Below are 16297 nucleotides of genomic sequence, written 5' to 3'. Positions count from 1 at the left end.
ATCTCCCCCCTCGAGGGGGAGATGTCCGGCAGGACAGAGGGGGGTGCCGTAGAGCGCTGCCATAACCTAGTAGCCCTGCCGCGGTTCTCCTTCTTCCTGGCCCTTGCACCTGTATTCCTGCCCACGCCCGCCTTCGCCCACGCCTCCGACCGCGGCCACGTCCTGCTCCTCCCCACCGGCTACTACCTCGCCGGTGGCGCGCTCGCCGTCGCCGCCAGTTTCCTTGTCCTGGCGCTGCTGCGGCCGGACTCCCTCGACCGCTTCTGGCACAAACGCCTGCCGCTTTTCACCTTCGGCGACGGCGCGCGGACTGCCGTCAGCCTGATATCCTTTGCCGGCTTTGCAATTCTCATTGCCGCCGGCCTGTTCGGTAGCCGCGATCCGCTCTCCAATCCGCTGCCGCTGACCGTATGGACATTGCTCTGGGTTGGGCTGGCTTTGCTGCAAGGGCTCGGCGGCGATCTCTGGTCGTGGCTCAATCCGTGGTACGGGCCTTGCCGCGTCGTCTCGCGCCTGTCCGACAGAACCGAGCCACGGCGGCCGCCCCAGTGGCTCGGCTATTGGCCGGCTTTCGTGCTGTTCTTCGCCTTCGCCTGGTTCGAGCTGATCGACCCGGCGCCCGATGACCCGGCGCGGCTGGCCTGGGCCGCCGGCGTCTACTGGCTGCTAAGCTTCGCGGCCATGCAGGTCTTCGGCTACCGCGGCTGGACCCGCAGCGGTGAGTTCCTGACAGTGTTCTTTTCGATGGTGGCGCGCTTCGCCATTGTCGAACGCAACGAGGACGGCCGGCTCAAACTCTGCTGGCCGGGCGCTAAGCTGCTCGAGGTTGCGCCGCTGTCGCTCAGCGGCGTCGCTTTCCTGCTGCTTGCGCTGTCGTCGGTATCCTTCGACGGCCTGTCGAAAACCTTCTTCTGGCTAGGCCGGTTCGGCATCAATCCGCTGGAGTTTCCGGGACGCACCGCCTTGATCGGCATCGGCAGTTTCGGCCTTGTGCTGACCTTTGTTGTGCTTGCGGCCGTGTTCGCGCTTGCCGTCTTTCTTGGCCAGCACCTTGCCGGCAGCAAGCATTCCCTCGCTCACGCCGCAGGGCTGCTGGTCCGGTCGATCGTGCCGATCGCGCTCGCCTACCACTTCGCGCACTATCTGACGGCGCTGCTGGTCGACGGCCAATATGCGATTGCCGCGCTCTCCGACCCGTTTGCGCTGGGCTGGAACCTGTTCGGTACCGCCGACATGCCAATTGGAGCCGGCGTCGTCGCCGGCGCCGGCTCGGCCTGGTGGCTGTGGAACCTCCAGGCCGGCGTCATCATAGCCGGTCACATGTTTGCAGTGCTTGTCGCCCACGGTTTGGCCGGGCGGCTGCATCCCGTTCCCGCTCGCGCCGCGCTCAGCCAGTTCCCGCTCACCGCGCTGATGATCGCCTACACCGTCTTCGGCTTGTGGCTGCTTGCGACGCCAACCGCCGGGTGAACGAGATGCGCGATGCCCGTCAATCGAACCTTGGGGAAAGCTCGCTTGCCACGTCAGAGCTTTGGTGATTTAGTTTGTACACATGCAATTTTCGGCCCTCTTAGCAAGAGTGGCCCGCCTCGCTACAGCCATTGGTCAAAGCTCAAAAACAAGGGGAACTGCCGTGACTGACAAGAATGGGTTTTTCGATCTCTCCAGATCCGCTCTCACCCGCCGCACGGCGCTGAAGGTCCTTGCCGCCGGCGCCGGTCTTGCCGTCGCGCCGGGCTTCGTGCGCTACAGCCAGGCGCAGAGCTCGGCGCCGATCAAGATCGGCTTCCAGTCGCACCGCACCGGCATCGGCGCCGCCTATGGCCGCTGGTACGAGAAGACCACGGCCGCGGCGGTCAAGGCGATCAACGATGCCGGCGGCATCAACGGCCGGCCGGTCGAGGTGATCATCGAGGATGACGGCACCGATCCCGGCCGGGGCGCCGAAGTGGTCGGCAAATTCGCCTCCCAGCACAAGACCGACATCGTCTACGGCACGCTGTTTTCGCATGTCGTCATCGGCTCGGCGCCGGCCGCCGGCGAGGCCAAGATGCCCTATTTCGTCGTCAGTGAAGGTCACCACGTCGCGTCGACCAAATTGAACCGCTACGTCTTCCAGCCCGGCATCACCGACGTGAAGAGCCAGATCCAGTCGATGGCGCCGTGGATTGCCGCCAATGCCGGCAAGAAGGTGACGCAGATATTCCCCGATTTCGCTTTCGGCTACGATCATCGCGACTACCTGCCGCCGGCGCTGAAGGCGCAAGGCGCCGAGGTCATCGCGCAGATCGCCATCCCGCCGACGGAATCCTCCTTCACCAAATATTTTCCGCAGATCCCGGCCGAGACCGAGGTGATTTACCACGTCATGGTCGGCCCGGCGGTGCTCACCTTCGTCAAGGAACTCGGCGAGTTCTACGGCTCCAACCGGCCGCAATTGTTCGGCTTCATCGATTCGCTCGAAGCCACCGACATCAACAGCCCCGGCCTCGAATTCCTCGACGGCAGCCATTTCTGGGAAGGCTCGCCACGTTATGCGCAGCCCGATGACTCCCCTGCACAGAAGGCCTATCGTGCCGCCGTCGGCATCGACGACAATGGTGCATCTGTCGGCGATCCCAAGGACGTCTCCACCGCCGCGCACATGTTCGGCTGCTGGGAAACGCTCTACGTCGTCAAGAAGGCGATGGAGGATGCCGGCTATAAGGGCCCGGAAGACCGCGCCAAGCTGGTCGAGGCGACCGAGGCGTTGACCGAGTTCGCCGAGGGGCCCGAGCATCCGCAGGGACCGAAAACCTTCAACGGCAAGATCCACCAGTGTTTTGGTATCCAGAACATCTCCAAGGTCGAAGGCGGCCGGCTGAATGTCGTCCACAAGACCAAGATCGAGGACGGCCTCTACGAGCCGGAAGGGGATTACACGACGCAGGCGCTGTGAGCTTGGCTGCTGCAGCAAGCGTGAGCGCCAAGACACCCCCCTCTGGCCAGAGGGGGGTGCTTCGCGCATCCGCCGGTGCTTAGCCGATGCACTTCGGACCCCACCTGCTCCTCGCCGCCCTCGAAGGCCTCGTCACCTCCGCCGTCCTGGCGCTGACGGCGCTTGGCCTGTCGCTGGTGTTCGGCGTCATGCGCGTCGTCAATGTCGCGCATGGCGAGTTCTTCATGCTGGGCGCGGTGCTTGCCTGGGCGATTTCTACGGCGATATCCGGCCATCCGGCGCTCGGCTTCCTGGCCGCCCTGGTGCTGGCGCCGCTGATCGTCGGCTTGATCGCACTGCTCGCCGAACGGCTGGTCCTGCGCCGGCTCAACTACAATCCGGAAGCCACCATCGTCGCCACCATCGGCATGCTCTACATCATCCAGCAATTGGCGCTGACCTTCTACGGCCCGGAGGCGCGGCCTGTGGAGCCGCCGTTCAGCTACCGCATCCTCCTGCCGTGGTTCGGCTATTCCGGCTACAAGCTGTCGATCATCGCCGCATCCGCGCTGCTTCTGGTCGCGACCTGGCTGGTGCTGACGCGCACGAAAATCGGCCTCATCATGCGCGCCACGCAATATGACAGCGAGACGGCGCAGGCCTTTGGCATTCCGGTGACCAGAGTCTATGCCGGCGTCTTCGCGCTCGGCGCCATGTTGGCGGCTGTGGCCGCGGTGCTGATCGTGCCGATCAGCCAGGCCCACTATCTGATGGGACAAGACCCGCTGTTGCTGTCGTTCATCGTCGTCATCATCGGCGGCCTCGGCTCGCTGCGCGGCACGGTCGTCGCCGCGGTGCTGATCGGCCTTTCCGACGGCATCATCTCGGTGTTCTTCTCACCGACGCTGGCCAAGATCATCGCCACCTTGCTCGTCGCCATGGTGCTGGTGTTCCGGCCGCAGGGCCTGTTCGGGACGGCATCGCGATGAAGGATGCTTCGCCGGCAAAGCCATATGCGCTGCACCTCGGCGTCATCGCCCTGCTTTTCGCCCTGAGCTTCGTCTTGCGGGAATACCATCACGGCCTGCTCGCTCGCATCATGGTGCTGGCGGTCTTCGCCATGGGCTACAATCTGCTGTTCGGCTATGTCGGGCTGCTCAGCCTCGGCCATGCCATGTTTTTTTCAGCCGGGCTCTATGGCGCCGGCCTCGCCGTCATTCATCTCGGCTGGAGCGTATCGGCCGCCTTTGCAGCCGGGCTTGCCTGCGGCGCACTTCTCGCGCTGGTGATCGCGCTGCTGGCGCTGCGCACCTCCGGCGTCGCCTTCATGATCGTAACAATGATGTTCGCTCAGGTATTCTATCTCGTCATCCTCTATCTCGCCGCCTGGACCGGCGGCGACCAGGGCATGGTCGTACCGCAGTCGATGCGTGTCCTTGTCCTGGGCAGCACGTCGCTCGACCTCACCAACCCGACCGTGCGCTATATGAGCGCGCTGGCGCTGTTCTCGATCGTGCTGCTTATAAGCCTGGCCATAGTCCGCTCCGGCTATGGCCGCGTGCTGGTCGCCATCCGCGAGAACGAGGAGCGGACAAAAATGCTCGGCTACGATACGTTTTCCAACAAGCTCGCCGCCGTCATCGTCTCCGGCACCATCTGCGCGGGTTCCGGCGCCGCCTATGCGCTGCTGTTCGGCTATGTCGGCTCGAGCTTCGCTTCGGTGCAGTATTCCATCCTGCCGCTGCTCTGGGTGCTGCTGGGCGGTGCTGCCACCACGCTCGGGCCGCTGATCGGCACGCTGTTCATGTACTATGTCATCGACGTCGCTAGCGGCTACACCTCCGCCTATCTGCTGATCGTCGGCATCGCGCTGATCCTGCTGGTTTTGTTTTTCCCAAAAGGCATTCTCGGCAGCATTCGCCAGCGCTGGCTCGGATGGCTGCCATGATGCCGCTTTTGACCACCAAAGACCTGTCGCGCAGTTTCGGCGGCTTGCGCGCCGTCGACGGCGTCGACTTCGCGCTGATGCCGGGCGAGATCCGCGCTGTCATCGGCCCCAACGGTGCCGGCAAGACCACCTTCGTCAGCCTGGTCAGCGGCCGCATCCAGCCCTCGTCGGGCACGATCATCTTCGACGGCGCCGATATCACCAGCCTGCCTGCCTACGCCAGGGTTCGCCTTGGCATCGCCTATACATTCCAGATCACCAGCGTCTTTGCCAATCTCAGCGCCTACGACAATGTTGCCCTGCCGGTGCAGCGCACGCTGACCGACAGCCGCTCGAAGGGCGCGGTTCACACCGGCGTCATGGCGGCGCTCGAGCGCACCGGACTTGCCGACTGGGCGCAAATGCCGGCCGGGCAGTTGTCCTACGGTCACCAGCGCCTGTTGGAAGTGGCGATGGGGCTGGCACTGAAGCCGCGGCTGCTGATCCTCGACGAACCGACGCAAGGGCTGGCCGACAGCGAGATCGACAATTTCATCGAGCTGGTGCGCGAGATCGCCGATAGCGCCACCGTGCTTTTGATCGAGCACAACATGCCGGTGGTCATGCAGCTCGCCGACCGCATCACCGTCTTCAACGCCGGCAGGATTTTAGCTGAAGGCACGCCCGAGCAGATCCGCGCCAATGCCGCGGTGCAGGACGCCTATCTGGGGACGACCCATGGCTGAGGCCCAGTCCAGGGCACTGACGATCTCCGGGCTTGATTGCTTCTATGGCGAGGTCCAGGTGCTCTATGGCCTCGATCTCGTCTTGAGCGAGGGCGAGGTGCTCTGCCTGTTCGGCCGCAACGGCGCCGGCAAGACGACGACGCTGAAGGCGATCATGGGCCTGGTGCCGGCAAGCGCCGGCTCGATCCGGCTCGAAGGGCGGGAATTGACCGGCCTGCCGGCGCACGAGGTGCCCAAGGCCGGCGTCGCCTATGTGCCGCAGGGCCGGCGGCTGTTCGCCGAGATGACGGTGGCTGAAAACATCGAGATCGGCCTGATGGCCCGCAACAAGGGCAAGGCGACGCGCGAAAACGTGCTCGATCTCTTCCCGCTGCTGCGCCAGCGCCTTAGGCAGCGTTCTGGCACGCTATCGGGCGGCGAGCAGCAGATGCTGGCCATGGCCCGCGCCCTGTGTCTGGAACCACAGGTGCTCCTACTCGACGAGCCGACCGAAGGGCTGATGCCGTCGATGATCGCCAAGATCCGCGAAACCGTTTCGAAGCTGCGTGCGCTTGGCGTGTCGACAATCCTTGTCGAGCAGCGCGTCGATGCCGTGCTCTCGGTCGCAGACCGCGTTTGCTTCATCGAAAACGGCCGCAACCGCGAGACGGTCGACGTTGAGGAACTGCGTGCTGATCCCTCGGCGGTCCGCCGCTATGTCGGCGTCGGCTGATCAGGCAAAAAACAGCAAGCCGGCGAGCAGGAAAGTCGGGATCAGCACGGCGCCCGACCACGCCATGTAGCCAAAGAAGCTCGGCATCTTGATGCCGCGATGCCTGGCAATGGCATAGACCATGAAATTCGGCGCATTGCCGACATAGGTGTTGGCACCCATGAACACCGCGCCGGCCGAGATCGCCGCCAGCGTCGAGGCGAGCTCGGTCATCAGATGCTGCGCATCGCCGCCGGCCAGCTCGAAGAACACCAGATAGGTCGGCGCATTGTCGAGGAAGGACGACAGCGCCCCGGTCAGCCAGAAATAAGCGAGATTGTCGGGCGCGCCGGTCGGCGAGCTGACCAGCAGCACCAACGGCGCCAGCGCGCCGTCGAGGCCGGCCCGCAATATGGCGACGACCGGCACGATGCAGATGAAGATGCTGGCGAACAGCTTCGCCACCTCGGCAATCGGCCCCCAGCTGAAGGCGTTTGCGCCGCGAAACTCCTTTGGCGAGACGACAAGCGACGTGAAGGCCAGTATCAGGATGGCGGCGTCGCGCACCAGATTCTGCAGCTCGAGGCTGACGCCCTGAAAAGAGAAACTCACTCCCGGCTTCCAGGCAGCGGAAATCAGGATCGCGGCGATCACCCCTGCCAGCAGCGGGATGTTGGCCAGGCCGCGAATGCGCACCTTGCTGTCGGGCGTCGGATCCTTGATCTTCGGCGCGCCTTCCTCCCGGTGATGCATGATGATGTCGATCGCCAGGAAAACCGCCAGCACCACGCCGGCGACGAACAGTGTCTCGGGCAACAGGTGAACTGTCGTCCAGAAGAAATCGACGCCGCGCAGGAAGCCGACGAACAGCGGCGGATCGCCGAGCGGCGTCAGCGACCCGCCGATGTTGGACACCAGGAAGATGAAGAAGATGACGACATGGGCGTTGAAGCGCCGGTTGTCGTTGGCGCGGATGAGCGGCCGGATCAGGATCATCGAGGCGCCGGTTGTGCCGATGATCGAAGCAAGCACAGCGCCGCCCAGCAACAGCCCGGCATTGACCAGCGGCGTGCCGTGGATGTTGCCGGCAACGAAGATGCCGCCCGAAATGGTGAACAGTGCGAACAACAGGATGATGAACGACATGTATTCGGTGAGCAGCGCGTGCAGCACCGCCTGCGTTGCCGACGGGATGCCGAAGGCGAGCGCCAGCGGCCCGATCACCAACGCTGCCCAGAAAGCGGCAATCTTGCCGTAATGGTGCTCCCAGGCATGACGGAAGAGCAACGGCCCGGTCGCGATGCAAAGCAATAGCCCGGCAAACGGCAGCACCCACCACAGCGACATGGCGGCGCCCGGCAATTCGTGCGCTTCGGCCGCGAGAACCGCTCCCGGAGAAAAGATTGCGGCAATCAGTGCAGCACTTGCCGTCAACGCCGCAAACCGCATGGAGCCCCTCAAAAGTCTGTCAGGTTCGGCTGGATGACGTTCAAATCAGTGCCACGCCGGCATCGCGCATCCGGCCCAGCATCCTCTCCACGGAGCCGTTGAGATCGATGCCGCGGCAGGCGTCGAGCCGCACGGACGTCTCAAAACCGAGCTTGACCGCGTCGAGCGCCGAAAAGGCGACGCAGAAATCCGTCGCTAGGCCGACCAGGGTCAGCGTCTCGATGTTCCGATCCCGAAGATAGCCGGCAAGGCCGGTCGGCGTCGTCCGGTCGTTCTCGAAGAATGCCGAATAGCTGTCGATCGCAGGACGGAACCCTTTGCGGATCACCAGCTCGGCCTTGCTCCAGGCGAGGCCCGAATGGAAATCCGATCCCAGGCTGCCCTGGATGCAGTGATCCGGCCACAGCGTCTGGTGGCCATAAGGCACATCGATCGTTTCGAACGGTTGCTTGCCGGGGTGGCTGGAGGCAAAGCTGGAATGGCCGGCAGGGTGCCAGTCCTGCGTCAGCAGGACGTGCTCGGTCCGCCGGATCAGGTCGTTGACCAACGGCACGATTTCGTCGCCGCCAGCCACTTCCAGGGCGCCACCCGGGCAGAAATCGTTCTGCAGGTCGATGACGACAAGCGCTTCGTCGGCCATGGAGCCTCCTTATTTTCTTGGTCTTGAGCTTAGGCTCCAATGAAAACGCGACCGGACGCAGAAACTTGACCAGATGGCCGGCTGCGTCAACCTCTCACGGCATAACAAATGCGTTCCGGGCGCACCGGTGCCCATAGCCGTGCAAACTCTGGCTTTGACAATTCCTGCCGGCTTGATATCATTTGCATACGAATGAATTTCCTGCCTTGCATGCTCGGGAAAATCTTTCGGCAGGATCCCCTCTCGGGAAGTCCATTCTGGGAAGGCAAAGCGTGATCCGTTACGCAAAACCCACCACGGTCGACGACGCCCTCGCTTTGCTGGGCGAAGGACAATGGCGCATCCTCGCCGGCGGCACCGACTTCTATCCGGCACAGGGCAGCAAGCCTTTCCGCGACAATGTCCTCGACATCAATGGCTTGGCGGCATTGCGCGGCATTGCCGAAGCCGAGAACCATTGGCTCGTTGGCGCGCGCACCACCTGGACCGATCTCGTCCGCCATCCGCTGCCGGCGGCTTTCGACGCGCTGAAGCAGGCGGCGCGGGAAGTCGGCTCGGTGCAGATCCAGAACGTTGCCTCGATTGCCGGCAATCTTTGCAATGCCTCGCCGGCCGCCGACGGCGTGCCGGCGCTGCTGGTGCTCGACGCCGAGGTCGAACTGCGTTCCTCGGTGGCGACCCGGCATCTGCCCCTTGCAGAATTCATCCTCGGCAACCGTCGCACCGCTCTGCAGCCCGGCGAAATGGTCACGGCAATCCGCATTCCCAAACCCGCGACCGCCGGCAGCTCCGCCTTCGTGAAGCTTGGCGCACGGCGTTATCTCGTCATCTCCATCGCCATGGCCGCCGCACGCCTGGCCATCGAAGATGGCATCGTCAGGAACGCGGTCGTCGCCGTCGGGTCCTGCTCGGTCGTCGCCAGGCGCTTGGCGGGCGTCGAGGCGGCGCTGCGCGGCCGTCCGGTCGGCCCCGCGCTGGCCACTGCCATCCAATCCGCGCCAATGGACGAGCTGTCGCCGATCGGCGACGTGCGCGGCAGCGCCGAATACCGGCTGGATGCGGCGCGCGAGATCGTCGTCCGCGCCGTGCTTGGTGCGATGGGCGCTATTCCCGGCGAAAGGGCGGCGGCCTGATGGGCATGGAGCGCGCCGACATCGCCTTCGAGGTCAACGGCGCCGCCGTCAGCGTTTGCGTACCGCCGGTGCGACGGCTGTCCGCGGTGCTGCGCGACGAGCTGCGGCTGACCGGCACCAAGATCGGCTGCGATGCCGGCGATTGCGGCGCCTGCACGGTGCTGGTCGACGGCGAGCCGGTCTGCGCCTGCCTGATGCCGGCGGCTTCCGCCTCCGGCACCGTGGTGACGACCGTCGAAGGTCTCGGCGATGGCAGGCTGTCGGCGCTGCAGGCCTCGTTTCTCAGCCATGGCGCAGCACAATGCGGCGCCTGCACGCCCGGCCTGCTGGTCGCCGCAACGGCACTCCTGGACAGGACGCCTTACCCGAGCGAGGCCGAAACGCAGGATGCGCTGGGCGGCGTGCTCTGCCGCTGTACCGGCTACCGCAAGATCGTCGCCGCGGTGATGGATGCTTGGCGCCACGCCGATGGTCTCGATCCGCGCATGCCATTGTCCGGCCATGCCGTCGGCTCCTCTCCGATCCGCCTCGATGGCGTGCCGAAAGTCACCGGCGTCGAAAAATTCGGCGGCGATTCCTTTCCCATGGATGCACTGTCGGTGCTGGTGATCCGCTCGCCGCATTATCATGCGGCCTTCAGCTTCGGCGATCTCGATGGCTGGGTGAAATCCCGTCCCGGCATTGCCGGCGTCTTTACCGCCGCCGACATTCCGGGAAAGAATTGTTTCGGCGTCATCGCGCCCTTCGCCGACCAGCCGGCGCTGGCCGAAGCATTTTCGCGCTTTCGCGGCGAGGCGGTGGCGCTGGTTGCCGGCGAACGCGAGGCCATCGTCGATCTCGACCTTGCCGATTTTCCTGTCAGTTGGACCGAATTGCCGCATTTTCTGGAGCCTTGCGAAGCACAGGCCGGCGGTGCGTCACTGGTCCATGAAAACCGGCCCTCGAACTTGCTCACCTCCGGCTTCGTCGAGCGTGGCGACCCCGAGGCCGCCCTTGCCGGTGCGGCTTTCGTCGTTTCCGGCGCCATCGACACCTCCTATGTCGAGCATGCCTATATCGAACCGGAAGCCGGCTATGCCTTCATGGACGGCGATACGCTGGTCGTCGTCGCCTGCACGCAGGCCCCCTATATGGACCGCGACGACACGGCAAAAGTGCTCGGCCTTGCCCCGGAAAAGGTGCGCATCGTGCCGACCGCCACCGGCGGCGGCTTCGGCTCCAAGCTCGATGTCTCGCTGCAACCGCTCATCGGCCTCGTCGCCATGAAAACCGGCCGGTCGGCGGCACTCGCCTATACCCGCACCGAATCGATGATCTCGACCACCAAGCGCCATCCCGCTCGGATGAGAGCGAGCATCGGCGCCGATGCCGACGGCCGCGTCACCGGCATGGTCTTCGCCGGCGATTTCAACACCGGCGCCTATGCCAGCTGGGGGCCGACGGTCGCCAACCGCGTGCCGGTGCACGCCTCCGGCCCCTATGCGACGCCGAACTATCGCGCCGAAGGCCGCGCCATCCACACCAATGGCCCGATTGCCGGCGCCTTTCGCGGTTTCGGCGTGCCGCAGGCGACGATCATGCAGGAGACCCTCTATGACGAGTTGGCCGACAAGCTAGGCATGGACCGGCTCGACTTTCGCCTGAAGAACTGCCTTCGGAACGGATCCGAAACAGTTACCGGGCAGCGGCTCGAGTCAGGCGTCGGCATCGCCGACTGCCTGGAGGCCCTCCGCTCACATTGGCGGCGTGCCCTTCGTGATGCCGAAGCGTTCAATGCCGGTAGCAGCATCAAAAAACGCGGCGTCGGCGTGGCCTCTTGCTGGTACGGCTGCGGCAACACCTCGCTGCCCAATCCGTCGACCGTCAAGGTCGGCATCTCGGTATCGGGTGAAGTCGTCCTGCATCAGGGGGCGGTCGATATCGGGCAAGGTTCGAACACTGTCATCGCGCAGATCTGCGCCGACGCGTTGGGGCTTCCGCTTGAAAAGCTCCGGCTGAAAGGCGCCGACACGGCGATCACCCCCGACGCCGGCAAGACATCGGCCTCGCGCCAGACCTTCGTCACCGGCAAGGCCGCCGAAAAGGCCGGCCGCGCCTTGCGCGATGAGATCTTGCGTTTCGCCAATGTCTCGGAAAAGGCGGCGATTGCGCTGGACGGCACAAGTCTGAGCATCGGGGAAGGCGAAGCGACGCGCCGCATCGATCTTTCCTCGCTGAAGGCAGACGCCGAAGGATTCGTCTTCCGGGCCGAGGAAAGCTACGACCCGCCGACGCAGCCGCTCGATGCAAAAGGTCAGGGCAAGCCTTACGCCGTCTATGGCTATGGCGCCCAGATCGCCGAACTGGAGGTCGACCTCAGGCTCGGCACCGTGAAGCTGATAAAAATCACCGCCGCGCACGATGTCGGCAAGGCCATCAATCCCTTGCTTGCCGAAGGCCAAATCGAGGGTGGCATCGCCCAGGGCATCGGCATGGCGCTGATGGAAGAATACATCCCCGGCCGCACCGAAAACCTGCACGACTATCTGATCCCGACGATCGGCGACGTGCCGCCGATCGAGACCATCTTGATAGAAGTTCCGGATCCGGAAGGACCCTTCGGCGCCAAGGGTTTGGGCGAGCATGTGCTGATCCCGACGGCGCCGGCGATCCTCAACGCCATACGCCATGCCGCCGGTGTGGTGGTCACCAAGATTCCGGCGACTCCGACCCGCATCCGCGCCGCCATCCTCGACAAGGAGGCGCGCCGATGAGCGAGCTTGCCGAACGCTTCGAGACACACGATCCCGGCGAGAAGCTGGTGGCGGAGAAGATCCGGTGCGATGCCTGTCCGGTCATGTGCTACATCGCCGATGGCCGCACCGGCGCCTGCGATCGCTACGGCAATGTTGGCGGCAGGATCGTGCGGATGGATCCGCTGACCATCCTCGACCACGCGGCCGAGACAGGCGGCGCGGTCGTGCCCTTTGCCGAGGAAGGCAAGGGCTGGGACGGCGAACTGGTCAACACCGGCCGCCGCTTCGTCACCGCGATCGGCGCCGGCACCACCTATCCCGACTACAAGCCGGCGCCCTTCATCGTCAGCCAGGAGGTCGAGGGCGTCGATCTGGTCACCGTCGTCACCGAGGGCATCTTCTCCTATTGCGGCGTCAAGGTGAAGATCGACACCGACCGTCATATCGGCCCCGAAACGGCAACGGTCCGTGCCGAAGGCGAGGCGATCGGCCATGTCACCACCGGCGAATACGGCTCGCAGATGCTGTCGCTGGGCGGCGTGCATCATTTGACCGGCGGCTCAAAGGCTGAAGGGCGCGCCACCTGTGATGCCATGCTCAGGCTGTGCAACCGCAAGCCGGTCGAGCTCGTCATCGACGGCGGCGCCACCGTCATCGTCGAAGCCGGCAAACCGCCTGTCATCGACGGCAAACTTGAGCAGCGCATGCGCGTCGGCTGCGGTTCGGCCACCATAGGCATGTTCGCCACCCAGTGGCGCGGCCTTGTCGACGAGGTGGTGGTGGTCGACGACCACATCACCGGCGTCGTCTCCGAGCATCAGGCGGGCAAGGTGCTTGGCTGGCAGGATACCGGCATCAAGATCATCGGCCGCCGTTCGACGCCGGGCCGCTATTTCAAGGTGTCGGAGCCCGGCCTCGGCTGGGGCGGCACCAATATCTCCGACCCGCTGTCGATCCTTGGTGAATGGAGCGCCAAAAAGGGTGCGCGCCCCGGCATGTCGCTGCTGATGGTCTCGACCACCGGTGAGCAATTCGCCTATTACGAGCTCGACGACGAATTGAAGCCGGTGCAGAAACCGTTCCCGGAGCGGCTGCGGAAGTCGGTTGAACTGATCGAGGACAATTGCGAGCCGGCGCTCTGCACCGTGCTTTTCGTCGGCGGCGCCGGCGGCTCGCTGCGCGCCGGCGTCACCGAGAACCCGGTCAATCTGACCCGCTCGGTGCAGGGCCTCAAGACCTATGTGACGGTCGGCGGCGCGCCGGTCTATGTCTGGCCGGGCGGCGGCATCACGCTGATGGTCGACGTCATCCGCGTGCCGGAAGGCGCCTTCGGCTATGTCCCGACGCCGGCGCTGGTGGCGCCCATCGAATTCACCATGCGCCGCGACGATTATGTCAGGCTCGGCGGCTATGAAGCCGAAATCCGCAGCGTCGACGATATCCTGGCCAAGGGCGGCGAGTATCTCAACCCGCGCCGCGGCAAGGCCGCACCTCGCGACAATCCCTGGCCGCCGCTGGTGCAGCTGCGGCGCGCGACGACAAATGGGGCAGGGTGATGAACGGCCCGCAGGCGCATTGGCTCGAGGACGGCCGAAGGCTTCACCTCAATCATGGTCCGATCGATCTGATCGTCGAGGCCTTCGGCGAGGCGAGCGAATGCCGCGCCGCCTATCATCAGGCGGCAACGCGCTTCCAGACAATCCTGCCCGAACTGGTCGAAGAGTTGCCCGAACTGCGTCGCCAGGCGCCGCTGCGTCCTCGCATGTTTGTCGGCCCGACGGCACGTCGCATGGAAGCGGCGGTCGTTCCGCTAGCGAAACAATTCATCACGCCGATGGCGGCCGTCGCCGGCTCGGTAGCCGACGAAGTGCTTGGCGCTCTGCTTGCCGGCCGCCGGCTCGAGCGCGCCTATGTCAACAATGGCGGCGACAGCGCGATCCATCTCGGCCACGGCCAGTCGATGACGCTTGCCATTGCCGGGACAGGTCACGGGCTGGCAGACCGTCTCACGATCCGCGCCGAAGACGGGATCCGCGGTGTCGCGACAAGCGGCTGGCGCGGCCGTTCGTTTTCGCTCGGCATCGCCGACGCGGTCACGGTGCTGGCGCGGACGGGTGCTGAAGCCGATGCCGCCGCGACCTTGATCGCCAACGCCGTCGACGTGCCCGGTCATCCGGCCGTTAGGCGCATACGGGCGCACGATCTCGCACCGGACAGCGATCTCGGCGACCGTTTGGTGACGCAGGGCGTGGGGCCGCTTTCCGCCGCTGAAATCGCTATTGCGCTGGAAAGCGGATTTGCCGTTGCCGAGGAGTTTCGGCGGCGCGGCCTGATTGCCGCCGCGGCGCTTTTCCTCGGCGGTCAGGTGCGCATCGCAGGTCCGATGGCGCTCGCCAACAAAGTTTTAGAGAGGGAAATTGCTCATGCCTGAGTTTCCGATCCGCAAGATCGCCGTGCTGACCGAAGAGATTTTTCACGAAGGCGGGCCGGTGGCGAAGGTGCCGCGGCGCCGCGCCGCGGCCATGGCTGTGGTGAAGAACCCGTTCGCCGGCCGTTACGTCGAGGAACTGCAGAGCGCGATGGAGGATTTGAAGCCGCTCGGGCTGCTGCTCTCCGACAGGCTCATTGCCGCATTGGGCGGCGACGTGAAACAGATCGACGGTTACGGCAAGGGTGCCATCGTCGGCGCGGCGGGCGAGCTGGAGCATGGCGCGCTGTGGCATGTGCCGGGCGGCTATGCCATGCGCGAACGGCTTGGCGACGCCAAGTCGATCGTGCCGTCGTCGAAGAAGGTCGGCGGCTTCGGCGCGCGGCTCGATGTGCCGCTCGGCCACATCAACGCGGCCTATGTGCGCAGCCATTTCGATGCCATGGAAATCGGCATCAGCGATGGCCCGCGTCCCGACGAGATCCTGTTTTGCCTCGCAATGACCTGCGGCCCGCGCGTGCATGACCGCATGGGCGGGCTGGCTGCCAAGGACATCAAGGCATGGGATGGGCTGAGGTGAGCGCCGAAGACAATCTGCTCAAGCTGGTCGAGGCCGAGGAGCCTGACGAAAACGACTATCGCTTGCAGGAGCAGGTCGGCTTTATCCTGCGCAAGGCGCACCAGCGCCATGTCTCGATCTTCGCCGCACACATCGCCGATCTGACGCCGCCGCAATTTGCCGCCCTGGCCAAATTGCGCGACGTCGGCGAGACCTCGCAGAACCAGCTTGGCAGCCTGATCGCCATGGATGCGGCGACGGTGAAAGGTGTCATCGACCGGCTGAAAGCGCGAGGCTTTGTCGAACTTAGCAAACACGAAGTCGACAAACGGCGCCTGCTGGTCAATCTGACGGCCGAGGGGCGCGACGCGATCGAGAGGCTGATTCCGCTTGCCCGCGAGATTACGCAGGAAACGCTGGCGCCGCTTTCCGCCAAGGAGGCGGCCATTTTCATGAAGCTGCTGGCCAAGCTGGCTTAGGGCGGCGCTGCCACGAGAGAATGGCCTGACTTGGCAAGGCTTAGCTTGCTCGTCCACATGAAATGGGAAGGGTGGCGGCGTATCAGTCGGGGGGTGCCTTAGGAGGATGTGGTTAGCTCCTCGCTTGTCGATTGACACTAAAGGTGGTTGGATCGATCAAAACGGGGGCGTTGGTGGGGGAGCTTATTGAAGGCGACGATGGATCGCCTGTAGAGGTGGTCGGCGCTTGGGCCAAAACCAAGCATGAGTATCTATGTCGCTATGTCGACATCAGTCGCGGTGTTCGATCGAAATGGCTCGACCAGGGAAAAGCTGGCGCAACTCTGATTGATCCGTTCTGTGGACCAGGCAGGTGCAGGATTCGCGGTACCAGCGAATTTATTGATGGCGGTGTGGTTGCCGCCTGGAAAAAGAGCGCCGACAGCAAAACGCCATTCTCCGCGGTATATATCGGAGACATCGAAACCGAGCGGGTTGAGGCTTGCGAGAAACGGCTACGCGCGCTGAAGGAACTGTCAGGAATTCTGTGCGCGAGGCCGGTTTCGTCATTGGCTGACGAACCTTTCGCCGAAGACGACGGCGAACTGGGTCTT

Annotated in this window: 15 protein-coding genes; 13 read left to right on the top strand and 2 right to left on the bottom strand. The window is 64.5% G+C overall.

The genetic code is table 11. The features are described from left to right. Nucleotides 1-21 precede the first annotated feature (21 nt). The 6 genes from NKJ93_RS30700 to NKJ93_RS30675 all read left to right on the top strand — a co-directional run bounded on the left by NKJ93_RS30700 (nucleotide 22) and on the right by NKJ93_RS30675 (nucleotide 6302). Entirely contained in the window at nucleotides 22-1470 is a 1449-nt protein-coding gene (locus NKJ93_RS30700; RefSeq protein ID WP_352592977.1) for a hypothetical protein, read from the top strand. Nucleotides 1471-1633: 163 nt separating this feature from the next. Continuing rightward, nucleotides 1634-2938 carry an ABC transporter substrate-binding protein gene (locus NKJ93_RS30695; RefSeq protein WP_023718162.1) on the top strand — a complete coding sequence of 435 codons (1305 nt, stop codon included), beginning with the start codon at nucleotides 1634-1636 and terminating at the stop codon, nucleotides 2936-2938. A gap of 86 nt (nucleotides 2939-3024) precedes the next feature. Continuing rightward, a complete protein-coding gene (locus NKJ93_RS30690) occupies nucleotides 3025-3906 on the top strand; it encodes a branched-chain amino acid ABC transporter permease (protein WP_023718163.1) in 882 nt (293 codons plus the stop codon). Beyond that, nucleotides 3903-4865 carry a branched-chain amino acid ABC transporter permease gene (locus NKJ93_RS30685; protein WP_352592974.1) on the top strand — a complete coding sequence of 321 codons (963 nt, stop codon included), beginning with the start codon at nucleotides 3903-3905 and terminating at the stop codon, nucleotides 4863-4865. The genes NKJ93_RS30690 and NKJ93_RS30685 overlap by 4 nt, the downstream gene beginning before the upstream one ends. Beyond that, nucleotides 4862-5590: an ABC transporter ATP-binding protein gene (locus NKJ93_RS30680; RefSeq protein ID WP_023718165.1), complete on the top strand. Its 729-nt coding sequence runs from the start codon at nucleotides 4862-4864 to the stop codon at nucleotides 5588-5590. The genes NKJ93_RS30685 and NKJ93_RS30680 overlap by 4 nt, the downstream gene beginning before the upstream one ends. Then, nucleotides 5583-6302 (top strand): ABC transporter ATP-binding protein, encoded by a 720-nt coding sequence (locus NKJ93_RS30675; protein ID WP_352484342.1) that lies wholly within the window; start codon nucleotides 5583-5585, stop codon nucleotides 6300-6302. The genes NKJ93_RS30680 and NKJ93_RS30675 overlap by 8 nt, the downstream gene beginning before the upstream one ends. Here NKJ93_RS30675 and NKJ93_RS30670 read toward each other — a convergent pair whose 3' ends face one another. Together NKJ93_RS30670 and pncA are read right to left on the bottom strand one after the other, a co-directional pair. After that, complete coding sequence (locus tag NKJ93_RS30670) at nucleotides 6303-7730, bottom strand: sodium:proton antiporter (RefSeq protein WP_023718167.1); 1428 nt, start codon at nucleotides 7728-7730, stop codon at nucleotides 6303-6305. A 40-nt stretch (nucleotides 7731-7770) separates the two neighbouring features. Beyond that, the gene (gene pncA / locus NKJ93_RS30665) at nucleotides 7771-8370 is read right to left on the bottom strand and encodes a bifunctional nicotinamidase/pyrazinamidase (protein ID WP_023718168.1); all 600 of its coding nucleotides are present in this window, start codon (nucleotides 8368-8370) and stop codon (nucleotides 7771-7773) included. 272 nt (nucleotides 8371-8642) lie between these two features. Here pncA and NKJ93_RS30660 point away from each other — a divergent pair, with 272 nt between their 5' ends. The 7 genes from NKJ93_RS30660 to tcmP form a co-directional block, all read left to right on the top strand. After that, nucleotides 8643-9503, top strand: a complete 861-nt coding sequence (locus NKJ93_RS30660; protein WP_352548072.1) for an FAD binding domain-containing protein — start codon at nucleotides 8643-8645, stop codon at nucleotides 9501-9503. Next, nucleotides 9503-12256 carry a molybdopterin-dependent oxidoreductase gene (locus tag NKJ93_RS30655; protein ID WP_352548074.1) on the top strand — a complete coding sequence of 918 codons (2754 nt, stop codon included), beginning with the start codon at nucleotides 9503-9505 and terminating at the stop codon, nucleotides 12254-12256. Before NKJ93_RS30660 ends, NKJ93_RS30655 begins: the two co-directional genes overlap by 1 nt. Further along, complete coding sequence (locus NKJ93_RS30650) at nucleotides 12253-13794, top strand: 6-hydroxynicotinate reductase (RefSeq protein WP_352484339.1); 1542 nt, start codon at nucleotides 12253-12255, stop codon at nucleotides 13792-13794. Before NKJ93_RS30655 ends, NKJ93_RS30650 begins: the two co-directional genes overlap by 4 nt. Continuing rightward, on the top strand, nucleotides 13794-14669 hold the full coding sequence (locus NKJ93_RS30645; RefSeq protein WP_352548076.1) for a UPF0280 family protein: 876 nt from the start codon (nucleotides 13794-13796) through the stop codon (nucleotides 14667-14669). Before NKJ93_RS30650 ends, NKJ93_RS30645 begins: the two co-directional genes overlap by 1 nt. After that, nucleotides 14662-15246 (top strand): amino acid synthesis family protein, encoded by a 585-nt coding sequence (locus NKJ93_RS30640; protein WP_023718173.1) that lies wholly within the window; start codon nucleotides 14662-14664, stop codon nucleotides 15244-15246. The genes NKJ93_RS30645 and NKJ93_RS30640 overlap by 8 nt, the downstream gene beginning before the upstream one ends. Continuing rightward, on the top strand, nucleotides 15243-15704 hold the full coding sequence (locus tag NKJ93_RS30635; protein ID WP_023718174.1) for a MarR family winged helix-turn-helix transcriptional regulator: 462 nt from the start codon (nucleotides 15243-15245) through the stop codon (nucleotides 15702-15704). The genes NKJ93_RS30640 and NKJ93_RS30635 overlap by 4 nt, the downstream gene beginning before the upstream one ends. A 143-nt stretch (nucleotides 15705-15847) precedes the next feature. Then, nucleotides 15848-16297, top strand: a 450-nt coding sequence (gene tcmP, locus NKJ93_RS30630; RefSeq protein ID WP_352592971.1) for a three-Cys-motif partner protein TcmP, incomplete at its 3' end; no start/stop codon positions are given.

The organism is Mesorhizobium sp. M0028 (assembly GCF_040323855.1).
In the GTDB taxonomy this organism is placed as follows: Bacteria; Pseudomonadota; Alphaproteobacteria; order Rhizobiales; family Rhizobiaceae; genus Mesorhizobium.
Note: the sequence above shows the minus strand (reverse complement) of the source record. Positions and strands in the feature narration are given on the sequence as shown.

Bases quoted from the DNA above. Each gene is read 5' to 3' on its own strand.
- NKJ93_RS30700 (WP_352592977.1), top strand. From the start codon at position 22: ATGTCCGGCAGGACAGAGGGGGGTGCCGTAGAGCGCTGCCATAACCTA.
- NKJ93_RS30690 (WP_023718163.1), top strand. From the start codon at position 3,025: ATGCACTTCGGACCCCACCTGCTCCTCGCCGCCCTCGAAGGCCTCGTC.
- NKJ93_RS30685 (WP_352592974.1), top strand. From the start codon at position 3,903: ATGAAGGATGCTTCGCCGGCAAAGCCATATGCGCTGCACCTCGGCGTC.
- NKJ93_RS30680 (WP_023718165.1), top strand. From the start codon at position 4,862: ATGATGCCGCTTTTGACCACCAAAGACCTGTCGCGCAGTTTCGGCGGC.
- NKJ93_RS30675 (WP_352484342.1), top strand. From the start codon at position 5,583: ATGGCTGAGGCCCAGTCCAGGGCACTGACGATCTCCGGGCTTGATTGC.
- NKJ93_RS30670 (WP_023718167.1), bottom strand. From the start codon at position 7,730: ATGCGGTTTGCGGCGTTGACGGCAAGTGCTGCACTGATTGCCGCAATC.
- pncA (WP_023718168.1), bottom strand. From the start codon at position 8,370: ATGGCCGACGAAGCGCTTGTCGTCATCGACCTGCAGAACGATTTCTGC.
- NKJ93_RS30655 (WP_352548074.1), top strand. From the start codon at position 9,503: ATGGGCATGGAGCGCGCCGACATCGCCTTCGAGGTCAACGGCGCCGCC.
- NKJ93_RS30650 (WP_352484339.1), top strand. From the start codon at position 12,253: ATGAGCGAGCTTGCCGAACGCTTCGAGACACACGATCCCGGCGAGAAG.
- NKJ93_RS30645 (WP_352548076.1), top strand. From the start codon at position 13,794: ATGAACGGCCCGCAGGCGCATTGGCTCGAGGACGGCCGAAGGCTTCAC.
- NKJ93_RS30640 (WP_023718173.1), top strand. From the start codon at position 14,662: ATGCCTGAGTTTCCGATCCGCAAGATCGCCGTGCTGACCGAAGAGATT.